Source organism: Peptoniphilus sp. SGI.035, assembly GCF_050315115.1.
Lineage (GTDB): Bacteria > Bacillota > Clostridia > Tissierellales > Peptoniphilaceae > Peptoniphilus_A.
Genome location: NZ_JBNPOJ010000002.1, coordinates 142,901 through 161,174, shown reverse-complemented (window position 1 = coordinate 161,174; position 18,274 = coordinate 142,901). Strand labels below are relative to the sequence as shown.

Genomic DNA, 18,274 nt, shown 5'->3' with positions numbered 1-18,274 from the left:
GATATATTATTATTGGTGATACTTTGAAATACGAATTAAGTTATGAAGAAATTCATAAAATGATAAAAAACAAGGAAAAAATAAAATTTATAGACATGAGAAGTCCAAGGGAATTTAATGAAAATAAAATTCCTGGTGCAATTAATCTCCCCATACTAGACGATGAAGAACGAAAAATCGTGGGTACTACTTATGTAAAGGAAAGTGTGAAAAAAGCAAAATACCTTGGAATAAATTTTGCTAAGGATAAACTTCCCGCTTTCTACGAAAAAGTTATTGAGCTTACAGAAAAAAACGATCATGTTATAATTTATTGCTCTCGCGGCGGTTATAGATCCAATGTATTTTTTACATTTCTGCGTGCCCTTAACGTAAATGTAAAAAAATTAATTGGAGGATACAAGGCATACAGAAAATACATTAATGAGAACCTAGATAACTTAATTGCACAAAAAAATTTTGTGGTTTTGTGTGGCAAAACTGGTGTTGGAAAAACTGAAATTCTAAAAATTTTAAGCTCCAACTTTCCCGTACTTAATTTGGAAAAACTCGCAAGCCACAGAGGGTCAATTTTTGGTGGCATTGGATTAAATAATCAGCCTTCGCAAAAATATTTTGAATCTCTTTTATTTGAAGCCTTAGACAATGAGAAAAAAATTTTTTTCACTGAAGGAGAAAGTGCAAAAATTGGAAATATTCAGTTGCCAAAAATTTTAATCGAAAAAATTTCTTCTGGCAAAAAAATAATTATTGAAGATAAAATAGAAAACCGCATTGCAAGAATTAAGAGAGATTACAATTTATCCAATAAGGATGAAATTTACAAGGCCTTAATAGAAATTAAAAAATTTATTTCTGCTAAAAAAGAAAATATTTATTTAGAAAAATTTTACGAAGGTGATTACGACTTTTTGATTCGCGATCTTTTGTTAAACTATTACGACCCTAATTACAAAAAAAATTACAGCAAAGAGGATTTGCATTTAACAAATGATTCTGCTGTAATAAAAAATATTTTAAATTTTAAAAATTCTATTTAACTTCCCAAGTAGGTGGCGTAACTCCTCTTTCTCTTAAAAATTCATTTGCCCTAGAGAAGGGCTTTGAACCAAAGAAACCTCTATTGGCAGAAAGCGGAGATGGATGCACACCTTCTATTACAAGATGATTTTCATTGTTTATAAATTTTTTGCGAGCCTTTGCGTGATTGCCCCAAAGTATGTAGACAACAGGCTCTTTTTTTTCGTTGATTTTTTCTATAACTGCATTTGTAAAAATTTCCCATCCAATTTTTGCATGGCTCATTGGCTGATGTGCTCTAACAGTTAGTGTTGTGTTTAAAAGCATTATCCCTTCGTCTGCCCATGATTTTAAATAACCCGTCCTTGGTATTGGAAGTCCTAAATCTGAGTTAAGTTCTTTATAAATATTTTGAAGTGATGGTGGAATCATAACTCCATCTTTTACAGAAAAAGCAAGTCCATGAGCTTGACCCACATTGTGATAGGGATCTTGCCCCAAAATCAAAACCTTTAAATCTTTGTAAGATGTATAGTGAAAGGCATTAAAAATATCTTCAGCCTTTGGAAAAATTTCGTAATGTCTGTATTCTTCAATTAAAAGTTTTCTAAGGTCTTTGTAATAATCTTTTTCAAACTCCTCTTCCAGAATTTCTTGCCAATCGTTTTTAAAAATTCTTTTCACCAAATCATCTCCTGAAAAAATCAAAAATGCTCTTCTTTAGCGTTGGGTCTATTAACTCTTCAAGTTCCTTCCTACTTTCATTTGTGGAAAAAATTACAAGCCTATCGCCCTTTTCGATTCTCGTGTTGCCCCTTGGAATTACTGCCGAATTGTCATATCTAATTATTCCTCCAATAATAATTTCTCTGTGAAGATTAATTTCAGATAATTTTTTGCCAATGTAAATAAAATCGTCAGGGATTTTTATTTCGTAAACTTGTGCCTTGCCTCCAAACATATAATTTATTGAAACCTTCATATCCGTATTAATGGCTTTAATAATTTCATTTGCCACAATGACTTTTGGATCAATAACTCTATAAATGCCAAGGCTTTCCAAAATATTGTCGTAATTATTGTCATTTTGTATAATTATATTTTTTGAAATCCCATGATTTCTCGCCATAAGTCCAAGAACGATATTTAGCTCGTCGGAATCCGTCATAGAAATAAAAGCTGCGTCCTTTGAAATATTTTCTTCTATAAAAATTTTGTCGTTTTTTAAATTTTTATTTACAACAAAGGCTCTATTGAGTTTTTTTCTAAAGTCTTCAAATTTTTCTCTATTGGGTTCAATTATTTTTAAATTTACATTTTCAAGATTAGAAATAATCCTGTTAAAAGTCATATCGCCAGATGCAATTACTACATCTCTTACTTCTTCTTTTTCCTTTATCTCAAAGTGAGAGTACTTAAAATTTCTAATATCTCCTGAAAGTCCCATTAGATACATATAGTCGCCACTTTTTAAAATAGTTTCTCCGTCAGGAACTATTAAATCTCCCTCTCTAAGTATACCAACAACTAAAATTGTCGAAAGAGAGCCAATGTCCCTTATTTTTAAATTTTCAAACTCTTCGTCCATGTCGATGTAATGACCTGTAACTTCTATTTTTCCCTTGCCAAAATAATCTGCTTCATAATAGTTAGAACTTCCAATTAATTTTGTAGCAAGTTTTGCACACTCAAGACTTCTGTTAAAAATATTTACAACATTTGGAAGAGAATTTTTTATAATTCCAATTTCAGAAATATTTTCCATTTCATCAAGACGCAAAATTATTTTTACATTGAGATTTTTAAAAATTGATGCCATTATTAAATTTGTCTTATCGCTGTCCGTAGCTATAATTGCATAATCATAGCTTTCTAAGTCCATTGTCAAGACAAAATTTTCATCTAGTACGTCGCCCCTAATTTTCGTCACAGTGTTTGTGATTTTTTCAAAATTTAACTCATCTCTATCAACTACATCTATTTCAAATTTTTCTAAGCTAAGTGTATTTGCAATTGTGGAGCCAACTTTTCCCGAACCTATAATTAAAATTTTCATTATAATTTAATAATATCCTTTCTATGTCTACCCTTTGAGAATAATGCCAAGATCGTAAAAAATTCAAGTCTTCCAAGAAGCATAAGTGCGCTAAAATATATTTTTAAAAAGTCACTGTAAAAATAAAAGTTTTTTGTTGGACCAATCTCTCCAAATCCTGGTCCTACATTTGAAAGTGTAGTTGCAACTGAAGAAAATCCCGTTATAATATCTGTTCCGGAAAGTGTAACTATGCCCGTTGAAATTATTGCAATTACAAAATAAGTTCCAAGATAGGCATTTATTCCAAGGACAACTTCATCAGATAAAGTTTTTCCATCGCATATAACGGGAAGAACTGCCTTTGGATGAGTTGCCCTTCTCATTTCTCTTCTTATCAATTTTAATAGAATTGAAATCCTAATAATTTTAATCCCTCCGCCAGTTGAACCAGCACATCCTCCAAAAATCATTAGAATTAACAAAATAAATTTTGAAAAACTTGGCCACAAGTCATAATCTGCGTTGGCAAAACCTGATGTAGATGATATTGATGTAACTTGGAAGGCTGAATCTCTAAATGCTAATAAAAGTGAACTATAGCCCTTTGAAAATAAATCCAGAGTAATTAAAGTAATTGATACCACTGTAATTAAAATCCATAATTTTAACTCATCATTTTGAAAAACTTCTTTGAATTTTTTTCTTGAAATTAGTGCATATATAGTAAAATTTGTTGAACTTAAAAACATGAAAAATGCAAGAATAAAGTGAACTGCATTGCCCTTATAAGACATAAAGGAATCGTTGTAAGATGAAAATCCACCAGTGCCAAGCACTCCAAAAGTGTGAACAAAGCTATCAAATACAGGCATACCTGCAATTTTTAAACAAGTAAAAAGTGCAACCGATAAACTAATGTAAATAATGTAAAGTCTTTTTGATGATTGAGAAATCGTAGACTCGATTTTTCCTGCAACTGGTCCCGGCGATTCTGCCTTAAAAATTTGAAATCCGCCTACTCCAAGCTTTGGAAGAAGTCCAACAGTGAATACAAGTATTCCCATGCCTCCAATCCAGTGAGTAATAGATCTCCAAAAGATAATTGATCTTGGATAAGATTCTATGCCCGATATAACTGTGGCACCTGTTGTAGTAAATCCCGACACAATTTCAAAAAAAGAATCCACATAAGTCATTTTCGCAGAAATAAAAAGGGGAATTGCTCCTACAAGGGACACTAAAATCCAAGATGCTGTTACTATTAAAATTCCATCTCGTGGTGCAAGAGAAATTTTCTTAACTTTTAAATTAATTAAAATTAATCCCAAAAAAAGAGCAATTGCCATTGGGATTATAAAACCCTTGGCGCTTCCATCTCTTTCTACTAAGCTAAGTATAAGAGATGGTGCCATAAAAGCTGTTTCTATTAATAAAATATAACCGAGTATTTTTGAAATAAGTTTATAATTCATTCACTCTTCCTCGATTCTTAAAAGAATTTAATACATCATTTAATTTACCTTCAGATGAAAAGAACTTTTGCATCTTCGGTGCAACATCATGCTTTGAGAATAAAACAATCCTATCGCCAGCTTGCAAAACTGTCTTTCCATTTGGAACTATCATTTCATTATTTCTCACAACAGCAATGATAAGAATTCCAGGAGGAAGATTTAATTCTTCAAGCGATTTGCCGCAAACTAAATATCTTTCCTTAATAATTAATTCCGCACATTCTACTTGTCCATTTAGCAAAAGATGAAGTGAAAGAGAGCTCTTTCCTCTGATTTCCTTTAAAATCTCTGCGGCAGTTATATAGGAGGTATTGAAAACTGCATCTATATCTAATTTGTCTAAAATCTTGTCGTAATTAGTCCTAGAAATTTTTGCAACAGACTTATAAATTCCAGTTTGTTTTGCAACAAGACTCATAAGTAAATTTGCCTCGTCAATTCCAGTCGCAGCTACAAAGGCATCGTAAGTGTGTAACATCTCTTCTTCAAGAACGGCAATATCAGTTCCATCTCCATTTATTATCTCTGCATCTGGCACAATTTCCTTTAATTCAAGACATCTCTCTCTATTGATTTCTACAATTGTAACGTCAATATTTTCCTTCAACAAAAGAATAGCAAGATATAATCCAGTTTTACCTCCGCCTAAAATCATAGTGCTTCTAAGAGCTCTAGTTTTTTTAACGCCAGCATGTTCCTTGTCAAATAATTCTATGTTTTCAGATTTTCCCGCTAAAATTATTACATCATTTTCTTTAAGTATTGTATTTCCATTTGGTATAATTGCATCTCCGCTTCTTGAAATTGCAGAAATCAAGAGATTGTTAATCTTTTCGATGTCCATAATTCTTTTGCCAATAAAGTTTGGATCATTTCCAATATTAAATTCAACAAGGGAAACTTTTCCGCCTGCAAATTCATCGTAATAAAGTTGATATCTCTTCATGAGGTACTTTACAATGGACCTTGCAGTAGCATTATCCGGATTAATAATTTTATCTATTTCAAGTTCCTCTGATATAAAATCCAAGTGTTTTCTATACTCTGGGTCTCTGACTCTCGCTATGGCATATTTTGCTCCAAGCTTTTTTGAAATTGTACAAACTATTACATTAGCCTCGTCATTAGTAGTTGTTGCAATTACATAATCAAATAGAGATATGTCAAGTTCTTCCAAAACTCCAAAATCAAGTGCATTTGCACAAATACTAAAAACGTCAAGCGAACTTGAAATATTTTCAATTACATCTTCGTCATTATCTACTACTGTTACTTCATAATCCTCATCTATTAGTGAAGCTGCAAGCCTATAACCTAATTTACCAGCACCTACAACTAAAGCCTTCATATTTCCTCCTAAAAAATCGCATCAAGAATTATTTCAAAATCATAATCCTCATAAATTGATTTTAATTTATCACTAAGCTCTTTTTTCAGAGCATCTTTTTCCTTCGAACTAGAAATGGCATCGGCATTATAATCAATATCAATGTATATTTTTTTATCCTCAAGCACTATATCGTGAAAAGAATAAATATTTAAACTTTCTCTAATAATCTTTTTAAGTTCTTCTGAAACTGATTTAATTATAGCGCTACTGCTGCCAAGTGGATCAGCGTGAATAATTAGCTTGATTCCTAAAAGTTCAGATACTTCTCTCTCCACTTTATCTACTATGTTATGCGCCTCTTCAAGTGTCAAGTTATAATCAAGGGCAGCATCAATTAACACAATTATGTTGTCGGGGCCAAAATCTGTTACCATCATATTGTGAACATTTGATATACCATCATAAGTTGAAACCTTTGACTTTATCTCGTGCTTAGTCTCCTCTGTAAGACCTCTTCCCAAAATAATCGAGATAGTTTCATGAATTAGAGATAGCGCAGTGTATAAAATAAATAGTGCCACCAAAACTCCAACATAGCCATCTAAAATTTTTCCAGTGAATTTTTCTATAATTATAGAAATAATTACCACAAGAGTAATAAGAGTGTCGCTAAGGGAATCCTTCTCCTGCGCCTTTAATGTTACTGAATCAATTTCCTTTGCCACATGAGAGTAAAAGGACGCCTGCCAAAATTTTATAAACACAGTTATTATTAATATAATGATTGTAGAACTTGGGTAGCTTATATCTATGGGATGCAAAATTTTTCCAACAGAAGTCTTCAAAAATTGAAAACCAACTGAGAGCACAATACCACTTACTACAAGTGAGATTAAATACTCCAGCCTCCCATGACCATAGGGGTGATCCCTATCCTTTGGCTTTGATGCAAGTTTTATGCCAAAAATTGAAATAATTGAACTAGCACAATCTGTAATATTATTAACAGCATCAGACAATATGGAAATTGAACCTGTAAAAGTATATAAAATAACTTTCAAAAGTGCCGCCAATATATTTGATAATAGTCCAAGAATAGATGTCTCCTTGGCAATTTTTGCTCTATCGTAGCCATAGGCGTTAGTGCCCCTTTTTAAAATGAGTTTTGCTAACATTTATCCTCCGTAAATAAAAACAGGCACAATGCCCATTTTTAAAATTTTATTATAGTTATATTCATTATAACACTGAAATATTAGTAATAAAAGAAAAAGTGCCTAGTTTAGCCTTGGTGTAATATTTTCTTATGGTGTTTTTTTAATCTTATGAAAAAATGTATCAGATAAACTCTGATACACTTTTAATAAATTTTCTTTTATAATTTAATTTCAAATTAAATAAATTTTTTGAGTTTGTGAAGTAATAATCCTTCTGCAACTTCTTCTGCCTTTTCCTTTGAGTCTAGTATCTCAACTAATTTTATTCCAAGTAAAATTGCTAGAGCAGGTCCCATTGCTGTAATTATATTTTTTTCAACAACTACCGCTTCATCTTGAGGATCTTTTGCTTTGAGTCTATTTTCTACTCCAGGGTAACAAGTAAATTTACCATCTTTTAAAATTCCTGCCGCATCTAAAACTTGTGGTCCTGCACAAATTGCGACAACATTTTTCTCGTCATCATTAAATAAATTTGCACATTCAACAACTTTTTTGTCCTTCATTAAATTTGTGGCGCCAGGTTGTCCTCCTGGGATGTACATCGCCTTGTAATCGTCAATATTTATTTCATCAAAGATTTTGTCTGCGATTACTTTTACATCGTGAGTTCCTCTAACTTCATTTCTATCAGTTATAGAAACTGTTTCTACTTTAAGATTTGCCCTTCTAAGCACATCTACAATAGTTAATGCTTCAATTTCTTCGAAACCATCCGCTAAAAATACCAATAAATCTTTCATAATGACCTCCTATTTATTCATAATAGAATCCACTGCATTTATAATTGCAGATCTAAAACCATCCTTCTCCAAAGATTTTAATCCCTTAATAGTTGTACCACCTGGTGTTGTTACTTGATCCTTTAATTCACCTGGATGAAGACCAGAAACTCTAACCATATTTGCAGAACCAGCCACTGCTTGTGAAATCACTTTATAGGCTACATCTCTCTTCATACCATAAGACACTGCCGCATCTGCTGCTGCCTCAATATACATATAGACATAGGCAGGCATACAACCACATACCGCTTCATAAATTTTTATATTTTTTTCTTCAACAATTTCAGTTTCGCCAAAGGAAAAAAAGATTTTTCTTAATTCGCTTAATTCTTCATCTGAAATATTTTCGCCTGGACAAATCCCCGTCATTGAATTTAAAATTTTTGCAGGCGTATTTGGCATTGCCATCAAAAGTTTTTTACCTGGTAACTTTTCTTCTAGTTTTTTTAAATCATAGCTTGATGTGACTGATATTATTATTTGATTTTTTACGCTTTCCTTAATTTTATCCAACAATTCATCGTAAGCATAGGGCTTAACTGTAAGAATTACTGCGTCAGCATTTTTCACTACATCAACTTCGGACTCAACAATATTTGCCTTATCAAAACCTAGAAATTCATCTCTTTTGTCTTTATTTTTATCGTAGAGGAAAGTTTCTATATTATTATTTAAAAGGCCATGTGCCATGGCAGAACCCATGTTGCCAAGACCTATTATTCCCATCTTCATCACAACCACTCCTTAAATAGATTATACACGATATTATTTAATTTTTCATTTATGTGCTATAATTAATTAGGTGATTTTATGAAAAATATTTCTTTGTTAAAATTATTTTTAACATTTTTTAAAATAAATGCCATAACCTTTGGTGGCGGATATACTATTGTACCTGTTATAAAGGATATTTTTGTTTCTGACTTAGAGCTAATAGATGAAGATGAAATGATGGATATAGTTGCCATTTCTCAAGGTGGTCCTGGTGCCATGGCAATTTCATGTTCAGTCTTAACTGGTTATTACTTAAGGGGACCTATTGGCGCAATAACTTGTCTTATTGCATCGTCTCTTCCTTGTTTAATAATTTTATCTATAATTTCAAATTTTTATCAAGAGTTTAAAACTAACTTTTATATAAAGGCAGCCCTTGAGGGCATTAGTGGAATAATTTCTGCAGTTTTATTTATTACAGTTTTTCGCATGGGAATTTCTTCCTACAAAAAAAATTCAAAATTTAGCGTTGTAATGATTGTACTCGTATTTTTAGTTGCTTTCTTTACAAAGATTAACACAGGACTAATTATTCTATTCTGTGCAATTGCAGGAATTTCTTATTTTAGTGTAATGGAGAGATATAAAAATGCTTGATTTGTTTTTAATTTTCTTAAAAATCGGATGCTTTGCCTTTGGCGGAGGCTACGCAGTAATACCTTTGATTTCAAAATATGTTGTAGAAGAAAACGCCTGGATAAACACCAAAGAATTTATCGATTTAATTTCAATTTCACAAATGACTCCAGGACCTATCGCTATAAATTCTGCAACTTTTGTTGGACAAAAAGTACATGGAATAATTGGTTCAATTATTGCAACTACTGGTTTTGTCCTTCCACAATTTATTTTGATGATGATTCTAGGTTACTTTCTATTTAGCAAGGACAAAAAATTTAAAATTATGAATTACTCACTTCTTGGAATAAAGGCAGGGGTTGTGTCCCTAATTTTTATAACAACTCTAAAATTATTCAAGTCCTCAGTTTTTCCAGAGGGAATTAATATTGAAGGCATGAGCATAGCCGCTCTAATTTCCTTTGTGCTAGGTTTCATCCTATATCTAAAAAAAGTAGACCTATTTAAATTAATAGGTCTAGGCGCTGTAATCGGCATCTTAGTAAAACTTTCCTTAAACTATATTTAAAAAAGGTGATGTTGCATAATAGATAATTCTATTTTGCGCATCACTTTTTTATTAAACGAGAATTTTTAACTAAAATAAACAACCCTCTATTAACTTTTTATTTTTTAACTTTTCAATCCACTCTCTTGGAATAGCATTATAGCCATAAATTATCCCAGCAAGTCCACCTGTCACAGCAGCAGTTGTATCTGTATCATCGCCAAGATTTACTGCTTTTAGGACGGCATCTTTATAATTATCCGTGTTTAATATGCACCATAAAGAAGCGTCCAAAGTATGAAGTACAAAGCCAGTTGATTTAACTTCGTCCATACTTTTATTTTCTAAATTTAATTTTTCGCCACTAATTAATTTCCTCGCAATATGCACATAATCTACGCAAGCCTTTCGTGAGATTTCATGAGCATGAGTGATGCTAGAAACTTCTTCTATTTTTTCATCGCTTGCATCGATAAAGGCAATGGGCAAAATTCTCATGAGCGATCCATTTCCATTGGAATAAAAATCAGACAAACCTCTATTTAATTGGAGAGCTTCTCTAGTTGTCGTACCAACATCAAAAACTTCTCCATCAGCAGTAAACTCGCCATTAAATAACCATTTCTTAAAATTTTTCCTAATATCATCAATATCTATATATCCCTTGTCCTTTATAGATTTACAAGTTGCAATAGTCATGCTAGTATCATCGGACCAAGTGCCCGCTTCCTTGTTCCATGTTCCAAAGCCGACCATATCCTTGCAGCAAAAACTTCCTCTCTCTTTAAATTCAAAGGGAACGCCTAGGGCATCGGCAACAGCAAAGCCATATATGGCATCTCTTAATTTACTCATAAAATCACTCCTTTGCCTATATATTAAATTATATAAATTAAGGGGCAAAAAATAAAGGCTTCAATTTACGACTTATTTCTTAATATTTTTTTCGTTAAAAATCGATATCAAAGATAGTTAATTTATTCTCTTCTCTTTACAAGGAGTCGTTATATATAATTTTATATCTTCAAGCTCCCTTAAATTTATCTTACATATGTTTTTTTATTGTCTAACTTTCTTTTCAAGAGAATCAATATCCTTCTCATGTTAATATCCCTTTAAAGTCGCTTTCCATTAATAAAGAATAAAAGAGTCCCATAAAAAAACGATAGTTTTTCTACCTGTTCTAGTTCTTATTGATTAATATTTCATTTTCTCTATATCTTATTTATTCGGCTTATCTCGTATATATTTCTTTCTTCCTCCTTTGGGCATAAAAAAACACCAAAAGCTTTTTCTTCTTTTGATGTAAAGTGCTCTATTAATTTTTTTACTTGATTCTCTATACTAATCGGTTCTTGATGAATTTTTTTCATTTTTTCTCCTAAAATCAAATGACCCGACTTGGTCCGCATTGTTAAGAGGCGTGTCGGGTGCTGTTAATATTATTATATATTATAAAATATTTTTTTCAAGTATTTTTTATTAATCTTTCTAACATGCATTTTTTCCATTAATAAAAGAAAAAGAATTGCTCTCATAAAATGAGCACAGCAGAAAAATCTTCTCTTACGCAAACTAATATACAGTTTTTCTAACTTACTTCTTATCTGGAAGTATTATTACACATTTCAAATATCATTATTCCCTTTATATTTCCAAAACTATTTTTGTATAGACTTTTTCTGTAAACTTGTAAATCGCCAAATAGAAAATTATATAAATAATAAATACAAAAATCATTGATTTTATAAATAATTTTGTATTCATAAGTCCTATCAACATTAAAAATTTTTGCAATACTGGCAAAGCAAAGCTTGTGTGAACTATACAGAAAATTATTGGGAGAAATAGAAGTATTAACATTTGTTTTTTTATTGATTCCCTTGCTTCAATTTCTCTTAATCCAAGTTTTTCTAAAATTTTAAATCTTTCAATATCTTCATATCCTTCTGTTAGGAACTTGTAATATATAGCAAGACCCATTGTTATTAAAAATGCAATAGAAAGAAGTATTCCGACAAAAAATATTACTCCATAAAGGCTTAAAAATTCCATTTTTGTTGCACTCCTATCTACTATAGTGAATTTTTGATTTGGATCAACTTTTAAATCATCTATGTGTTCCCTTAAATAATTTTTAAAATTCTTTGGCAAATCTCCTCTTATCAAGGTATTTACTTTAGGATTTAGTTCTTCATTGCTCCCTTTTGGATTTAATTTCTTTAAAAGTTTATATGCACTTTCATAATCTCTTGCTATTATTTTATTATTTTCAAAAACTGTTCCTACATTTTCCAAGGGAATATCATTTTCTTCATTAGATATTGCCCTAGCACTGTATCCCAAGCTTTTTATAAATTCTTCGTTATTGTCTTCTTTAAAATAAATAAAATCCTTACCTCTAAAATCTAATTTCGTATCAGGAGTATAAATTATGTCCAAGGAAATGAAATCTTTTTTGAGATTTACTCCAGCCCATTCTTCATTATTTAAAACTCTTATTTTATTTTTATCCCTTATCAAAGGAATAGACCACTCAAATGTTGTTGAACTTTCTCCTTTAATATTATTCGCAATTAATAGATTGTTAATATTATTTCTATACTGATCTATTTTTTCTACCTTTAATGATTCTGCATCTGTTTTTATAGTATAAGGTGCTGGAAATAATCTATTGGTAATATCACCAATGCCTACATATAAACTTATGCCTGATGTCAAAACTATTGTAAAGGCTGTGGATAAAATTGCAATATTTGCAAGGGATTTTGAATTATTTTTTACTCTGTACAAAAGCCCTGATATTGATAAAAAATTTTCTTTCTTATAATAAAATTTTTTATTATTCTTTAATATTTCAAGCACTAGGCTTACTATTGCAGAGAATGCAAAATAAGTTCCAATTATAACTAAAATGGCTGCAAGAAAGAACTTAAAAAAAGCTTGCAGTGGATTCTTTGTAGTTAAACTAATTGTATAGCCTGCTACAATAAAAATTATTCCCAATAGTGCAATTAGTTTTATAAATTTGTTTTTCTTTTCTCCAGCTTTTGATTCCCTTACTAAGTCAATGGGAGAATAGTTCTTCACTTTTATAATTTGAATTAAATATACAAAGATTAAAATTAAAATAAATATAAGAGCGACAAAAAATACTGGGTAAAAATTGTTAAAAATTCCTTCCTCAAAAATATTTATTGGAAGACTTGTCATTTTTGCAAAAATCCCAAGGGACAATTTATACAAAATGATACTTAAAATACTCGCTGGCACTACAGAAAAAACAATGATATAAATAATTTCCCAAAACAAAATTATTCTAAGATGCTTTTTCTCAAGACCTAGTATTAAATAAAGTCCTTGCTCCTTTAATTTTCTTTTTTGAATAAAAGAATAAACTGAGGAAAGCATTATAAATGAAAAAATCGACAAAATTATGACTCCCAACGAAAGAATAGACTTCATTGTGTCCATTCCTCCTGCTTTTGCAATGGACTTATCTAAGGGAAGGCTTAAACAAATTGAACATAATACCATTAAAAAAATTACCGTTCCAATAAAGGGCATAAAAATTTTTTTATTTCTTTTAATTCCCGAAAGGGCAAGTCGATAGTAAAGTGATTTCATTCTATCAGCTCCTTTGTAGCATTTGCATTGTATCTGCAATTTTCTTTTGCATATCCATTGAAGATCTGTCACCACTGTAAATTTGATGATAAATTTTTCCATCTTTAATAAATAAAACTCTTTTTGCCTCTGAAGCTGCCACAATAGAATGAGTTACCATAAGTATAGTTTGTCCATCTTGATTTAACTTTTTAAAAACCTTTAAAAGTTCTCTTGCACTATTGCTATCAAGTGCACCTGTAGGTTCGTCTGCTAAAATTATTTTTGGATTTGTGATAAGTGCCCTTGCTATTGCAGTCCTCTGCCTTTGACCTCCGCTTACTTCATAGGGGTATTTGTTTAATAATTCTTCAATATTTAATTTTTTTACAATTTCTAACAATTTTTCTTCCATCACAGAAATTTTTTCATCTGCTAAAATCAAGGGTAATAAAATATTTTCTTTAATCGTAAAAGTATCAAGAAGATTAAAATCTTGGAATACAAACCCAAAATTTTCTCTTCTAAATTTTGCCATTTCACTGTCTTTTATTTCTGATAAATTCTTGCCCTTTAATAAAACATTTCCAGAAGTTGGTCTGTCAAGTAATGCCAATATATTTAATAAAGTTGTCTTCCCGCTTCCTGATTCGCCCATTATGGCAATGTATTCACCTGATTCAACAGCAAAATTAATTAACTTTAAAGCTTCAACCTCATTTCCACCAAATCGACTTTTATATATCTTTTTTATATTTTGAACTTCTAGCATAATTACTCCTCATTAACAAAAATTGGTTTAGCATAATACACGAAAATCATTGCATCATATAGACTTTTTGGAACTTCTTTTATCCTATAACTTGTTGGAATAAATTTCATAACTGGAGAATATCCTTCGCCTAAGCTTCCCATATTAATCTCTTTATTTATCACTTTAAAAGTTTCTCCATCTTTAACTTTTGAAAAGTCTAAATAATATTTCCCATTGAATTTTTTTGCACTATATGCAAGAGGGTCTGCTGATACAAATGTGTGATTTGATCTCCTTTTATCAGGACCAACTTCATTAATATTTACAATTGTCTTGTAGAAATCCGTTCCAATAATAAAGTACTTCTCCCCAAAAAATTCCTTTAAATTAGCACCCATTGGTTTATAAAAATTTTCACTCTTTGCGACATGACCATTGTGTCCAGCAATTAAAATTAAATTATTTCCCTTGGAACTTTCAAAATCACTTATCCATTTAACATTGTCAGCCATAAATTTATCTCTTTCAGTATTTGCCTTTGCATAATCATTAAAGTCTAAAGCATAATATTTTATGCTATCAAGTACATTTACAATAGCCCTTGAAACAATCCTAGCATAATCTGAAGAAAGTAAATCAACATGACTTTTTATTTCTCTCAACAAATTTTCCTTTTCTTTTATTTTTGAAATTTTATAATTTGTGTCTTTCCTAAAGGAAAATTCTTTTTCTAGATTTTTATCTTGTAAAATATTATTATCTTTGCAAAAATCTAAAATTGCTTCAATTGATTTTTCCGGGTTTTGCATATCAAAGCCATAGAAAGATAGCTTGTCCTTATCTTTTGCCCTTTGATTGTAATCAAACATAAAATTTATAAGTTCATTCATTTCCTTTGTGTGATAAATATTAAAGGAAAAAATTCTTGAAATATTTTCATCTCTCTTGTTGCCATGAATGTAATTATTTATTAATATTCCTTCGCCAAAATCTGATTCAAGGCAAAAACTTTTCAAATTGTTTTTTTCGACTAAATCTTTTAATACTTCTAATTTTAAATATTGAAAATCAGAATTTCCATGTGTGGCTTCGCCAAGTCCTACAACTCTTATATTTTCATCTAATTTTATTTCATTTACCTTTTTACCATAATTTTCAATATCAGCGATATCTTTTCTTGCTTCTAGCTTTGGTAGATTAATCCACAAAAAATCCCCTACACCTACAATAAAAATAATTGCCACTAAGAAAATTAAAATTCCTTTAAAAAATTTTTTTAACATTTCTTGCCTCCTTGTACTAATTATAATTTATGTAAAAAAATAAATCCTTTATTCAAAATAACAAATTCGACTTTAATGTGACATTTTTGTAAGAAAAAAGAGTGCCATGCACTCTAACTCAAAATATTTTTTAAATTTATATAAATCTTAGTTCCTATATTAGCCTCTGATTCACATCTTAAAGTAATTCTTAAAGATTTCCCAATATTTTTGGTAAGATTAAGTCCTAGCCCTGTTGACTTTTTTTCTAGTCTTCCATTATAACCTGTATATCCTGCATCAAAAATTCTAGGCAAATCTTCAGGCATTATTCCTATTCCATTATCTTCTATTACAAGCTCATTGTCCTTTAAGTAAATCAAAATTTTTCCATTTTCAGTATATTTAATTGAATTGGAAATTATTTGCTCAAGTAAAAAGGAAAACCACTTTGCATCAGTTAAAATAACTTTTTTTGTTTCACTAAAATCAACGCTGTTGTTTTTCCCAATAAACTGAATTGAATATTTTCTTATTACGCTCCTAATAATATCGTCTAAATCATATTTACCAAAAACATAATCTGTGCTATCTATATTCATCCTTGCATAACCTAAAATATTTCCAACATATTCGTCAATTTCAAAAATTTCATTCTCACAATCAATCCTATTTATTTCATCTTTTTTAAGAAGTAATTTTAATGCAAAAATTGGAGATTTTATTTGATGAGTCCAAATTGTCAAATAATTTTTTATATCTTCTCTTTTTTTCTCTTCCTTATCCCTATAAACTTTATTTTCTTTTATTTCTTCATACAAAGCCTTTGATAAGGGAGATGCCTTTATTTCATATATTTTTTTATAGTCCCTTTTATTTATTAGGTAAGTTTCTTCAATGTACTCTTTATTACTTTCAAGATAAAGAAAACAAATATACATAAAAAATAAAAATAAATACAAGAAAGAAATATAGATGCTCTTCTTTTTTTCAATATCAAAAATTAAATGAACTCCCAAAATATAAAAAAATATAATCAATCCAAATATAATTGTAAATTTCTCTCTTTTTAAAAATTTTCTAATTGGCAGGTGGGACATAGTATCCTACTCCCTTCTTAGTCTTTATAAGTTCAAAAATCTGTATATCCTCTAGTTTTTTTCTCAAACGCATAATATTTACAGTTAAGGTATTGTCATCTATGTAAGAATCGGTTTGCCAAATCCTATCAATAATCTCATCTCTACTAATAATTTTCCCTGGCTTCTCCAATAAAACTTCTAAAATTTTAAATTCATTTTTTGTAAGTTCTATTTCCCTATCTTTTATTGATACAATCATGCTGTCACATTTAAGAATAATGTCCTTATAATAAATATTTTTAGTTTCAAAATATTCGTAAGTTCTTCTCAAAAGAGCCCTTATCTTTATTTGAAGTACTTCCAGATCAAAAGGTTTTGTCAAATAATCATCTGCCCCAAGATCCATTGCCATTATTAAGTTTAAATTTTCATCAGCAGCAGAAATAAATAAAATTGGAACTTTAGAATTATCTCTAATTACTTTACACCAGTGATATCCGTTAAAAAAAGGTAGGGTTACATCCATTAAAACTAAGTCTGGATGAAAATCTTTAAAATCATTAAAAATATTTTGAAAGTCCTGAACTCTTTTTATTTCATAATTCCAAATTTTCAAATACCTTTCGATTTCTTCTGCAATTACTTTATCATCTTCAACTAAAAATATTTTCCACTTTCTATTTTCCATTCTTCACAACCTACTATTTACAATCACAACTTTCTTGAATTGATTATATATATTTACAACAAAAAAATAAAGACTCCCAAAGGAAGTCCTCATCAATTTATTTTATAACACTGCTTGTGCTGCTGTTATTATTGCTAGTGAATATACTTCGTCTTCTACACAGCCACGAGATAGGTCGTTTACTGGGGCATTAAGTCCTTGAAGAATTGGTCCAACTGCTTCGAATCCGCCAAATCTTTGTGCTATTTTATATCCAATATTTCCAGCTTCAATGTTAGGGAATATAAATACATTTGCATGTCCTGCAACCTCTGAACCTGGAGCTTTTTTCTTTGCAACTGATTCTATTAAAGCTGCATCAAATTGAAGTTCTCCATCTATTGCCATTTCAGGATTTTTTTCTTTTGCCATTTTTGTTGCTTCAGCTACCATTGTTACTCTTTCGTGAGATGCTGAACCCTTAGTTGAGAAAGAAAGCATTGCAATCTTTGGATCCATTCCAAATTGTCTTGCTGTTTCATTAGATATTACCGCTACTTCTGCAAGTCCTTCTGCATCAAGGTCAATGTTAATTGCACAATCTGCCATTAAATACATTTCTTCGCCTCTTAGCATAATAAACGCTCCAGAACATCTCTTGTAACCCGGTTTTGTTTTTATAATTTGAAGTGCTGGTCTAACAGTATCTGCTGTTGTGTGAGCTGCTCCTGATACTAATCCCTTAGCTTTTCCCATGAAGATTAGCATTGTTCCAAAATAATTGTGGTCCTTTAAAATTTCTTCTGCTTGTTCTTCAGTAACTTTTCCCTTTCGTCTTTCTACAAAAGCTTTAACCATTTCGTCTTTTTCATTATAGTTAGCTAGATTTAAAATTTCAAGACTTCCTAATTTTACGCCTTCTTTTTCTGCTAGAGCTTCAAGTTCCTTTTTATCTCCTAAAACTATTGGTTTAATATCGCCATCTTCATTAAGTCTAATTGCTGCTCTTAAAATTCTTGAATCATCACCTTCAGGAAATACAATTTCTGGTTTAGATGATCTTACTCTACTTTTTAAATTTTCAATTAATGACATAATG

The 18,274-nt window shown here is 30.4% G+C and carries 18 protein-coding genes; 3 read left to right on the top strand and 15 right to left on the bottom strand.

The annotated features are described in order from the left end of the window. The first annotated feature begins 23 nt into the window (after positions 1-23). Entirely contained in the window at positions 24-1,040 is a 1,017-nt protein-coding gene (gene mnmH, locus ACQRC6_RS02040; protein WP_427847509.1) for a tRNA 2-selenouridine(34) synthase MnmH, read from the top strand. On the opposite strand, the gene ACQRC6_RS02035 is transcribed toward mnmH, so the two are convergent. The 7 genes from ACQRC6_RS02035 to proC all read right to left on the bottom strand — a co-directional run bounded on the left by ACQRC6_RS02035 (position 1,033) and on the right by proC (position 8,636). Then, a complete protein-coding gene (locus ACQRC6_RS02035) occupies positions 1,033-1,704 on the bottom strand; it encodes a uracil-DNA glycosylase (protein WP_427847508.1) in 672 nt (223 codons plus the stop codon). The genes mnmH and ACQRC6_RS02035 overlap by 8 nt on opposite strands. Before the next feature lie 4 nt (positions 1,705-1,708). Continuing rightward, positions 1,709-3,076, bottom strand: coding sequence for an NAD-binding protein (locus ACQRC6_RS02030; RefSeq protein WP_427847507.1), 1,368 nt, complete (start codon positions 3,074-3,076; stop codon positions 1,709-1,711). After that, positions 3,076-4,530, bottom strand: a complete 1,455-nt coding sequence (locus tag ACQRC6_RS02025; RefSeq protein ID WP_427847506.1) for a TrkH family potassium uptake protein — start codon at positions 4,528-4,530, stop codon at positions 3,076-3,078. The genes ACQRC6_RS02030 and ACQRC6_RS02025 overlap by 1 nt, the downstream gene beginning before the upstream one ends. Then, a complete protein-coding gene (trkA, locus tag ACQRC6_RS02020) occupies positions 4,520-5,920 on the bottom strand; it encodes a Trk system potassium transporter TrkA (RefSeq protein WP_427847505.1) in 1,401 nt (466 codons plus the stop codon). Before trkA ends, ACQRC6_RS02025 begins: the two co-directional genes overlap by 11 nt. Positions 5,921-5,928: 8 nt before the next feature. Continuing rightward, a complete protein-coding gene (locus tag ACQRC6_RS02015; RefSeq protein ID WP_427847504.1) occupies positions 5,929-7,077 on the bottom strand; it encodes a cation diffusion facilitator family transporter in 1,149 nt (382 codons plus the stop codon). A gap of 218 nt (positions 7,078-7,295) precedes the next feature. Further along, positions 7,296-7,862 carry a DJ-1 family glyoxalase III gene (locus ACQRC6_RS02010; RefSeq protein ID WP_427847503.1) on the bottom strand — a complete coding sequence of 189 codons (567 nt, stop codon included), beginning with the start codon at positions 7,860-7,862 and terminating at the stop codon, positions 7,296-7,298. A gap of 9 nt (positions 7,863-7,871) precedes the next feature. Next, positions 7,872-8,636, bottom strand: coding sequence for a pyrroline-5-carboxylate reductase (proC, locus tag ACQRC6_RS02005; protein ID WP_427847502.1), 765 nt, complete (start codon positions 8,634-8,636; stop codon positions 7,872-7,874). Between the two features lie 78 nt (positions 8,637-8,714). Between proC and ACQRC6_RS02000 the strand changes: the two genes are divergently transcribed. Together ACQRC6_RS02000 and ACQRC6_RS01995 are read left to right on the top strand one after the other, a co-directional pair. Then, positions 8,715-9,275 carry a chromate transporter gene (locus ACQRC6_RS02000; protein WP_427847501.1) on the top strand — a complete coding sequence of 187 codons (561 nt, stop codon included), beginning with the start codon at positions 8,715-8,717 and terminating at the stop codon, positions 9,273-9,275. Then, positions 9,268-9,825 (top strand): chromate transporter, encoded by a 558-nt coding sequence (locus ACQRC6_RS01995; RefSeq protein WP_427847500.1) that lies wholly within the window; start codon positions 9,268-9,270, stop codon positions 9,823-9,825. The genes ACQRC6_RS02000 and ACQRC6_RS01995 overlap by 8 nt, the downstream gene beginning before the upstream one ends. Positions 9,826-9,894: 69 nt before the next feature. On the opposite strand, the gene ACQRC6_RS01990 is transcribed toward ACQRC6_RS01995, so the two are convergent. The 8 genes from ACQRC6_RS01990 to pta all read right to left on the bottom strand — a co-directional run bounded on the left by ACQRC6_RS01990 (position 9,895) and on the right by pta (position 18,270). Beyond that, positions 9,895-10,659: an ADP-ribosylglycohydrolase family protein gene (locus ACQRC6_RS01990; RefSeq protein ID WP_427847499.1), complete on the bottom strand. Its 765-nt coding sequence runs from the start codon at positions 10,657-10,659 to the stop codon at positions 9,895-9,897. 359 nt (positions 10,660-11,018) lie between these two features. Continuing rightward, the gene (locus tag ACQRC6_RS01985; RefSeq protein WP_427847498.1) at positions 11,019-11,177 is read right to left on the bottom strand and encodes a hypothetical protein; all 159 of its coding nucleotides are present in this window, start codon (positions 11,175-11,177) and stop codon (positions 11,019-11,021) included. A 274-nt stretch (positions 11,178-11,451) separates the two neighbouring features. Continuing rightward, complete coding sequence (locus ACQRC6_RS01980) at positions 11,452-13,431, bottom strand: FtsX-like permease family protein (protein WP_427847497.1); 1,980 nt, start codon at positions 13,429-13,431, stop codon at positions 11,452-11,454. Positions 13,432-13,435: 4 nt separating this feature from the next. Beyond that, a complete protein-coding gene (locus tag ACQRC6_RS01975) occupies positions 13,436-14,182 on the bottom strand; it encodes an ABC transporter ATP-binding protein (protein WP_427847496.1) in 747 nt (248 codons plus the stop codon). A gap of 2 nt (positions 14,183-14,184) precedes the next feature. Next, positions 14,185-15,447: an erythromycin esterase family protein gene (locus ACQRC6_RS01970; RefSeq protein WP_427847495.1), complete on the bottom strand. Its 1,263-nt coding sequence runs from the start codon at positions 15,445-15,447 to the stop codon at positions 14,185-14,187. A 113-nt stretch (positions 15,448-15,560) separates the two neighbouring features. Then, positions 15,561-16,526 carry a sensor histidine kinase gene (locus tag ACQRC6_RS01965; protein ID WP_427847494.1) on the bottom strand — a complete coding sequence of 322 codons (966 nt, stop codon included), beginning with the start codon at positions 16,524-16,526 and terminating at the stop codon, positions 15,561-15,563. Then, entirely contained in the window at positions 16,507-17,196 is a 690-nt protein-coding gene (locus ACQRC6_RS01960) for a response regulator transcription factor (protein ID WP_427847493.1), read from the bottom strand. The genes ACQRC6_RS01965 and ACQRC6_RS01960 overlap by 20 nt, the downstream gene beginning before the upstream one ends. Positions 17,197-17,298: 102 nt before the next feature. After that, complete coding sequence (gene pta, locus ACQRC6_RS01955) at positions 17,299-18,270, bottom strand: phosphate acetyltransferase (protein WP_427847492.1); 972 nt, start codon at positions 18,268-18,270, stop codon at positions 17,299-17,301. Positions 18,271-18,274: the final 4 nt, after the last annotated feature.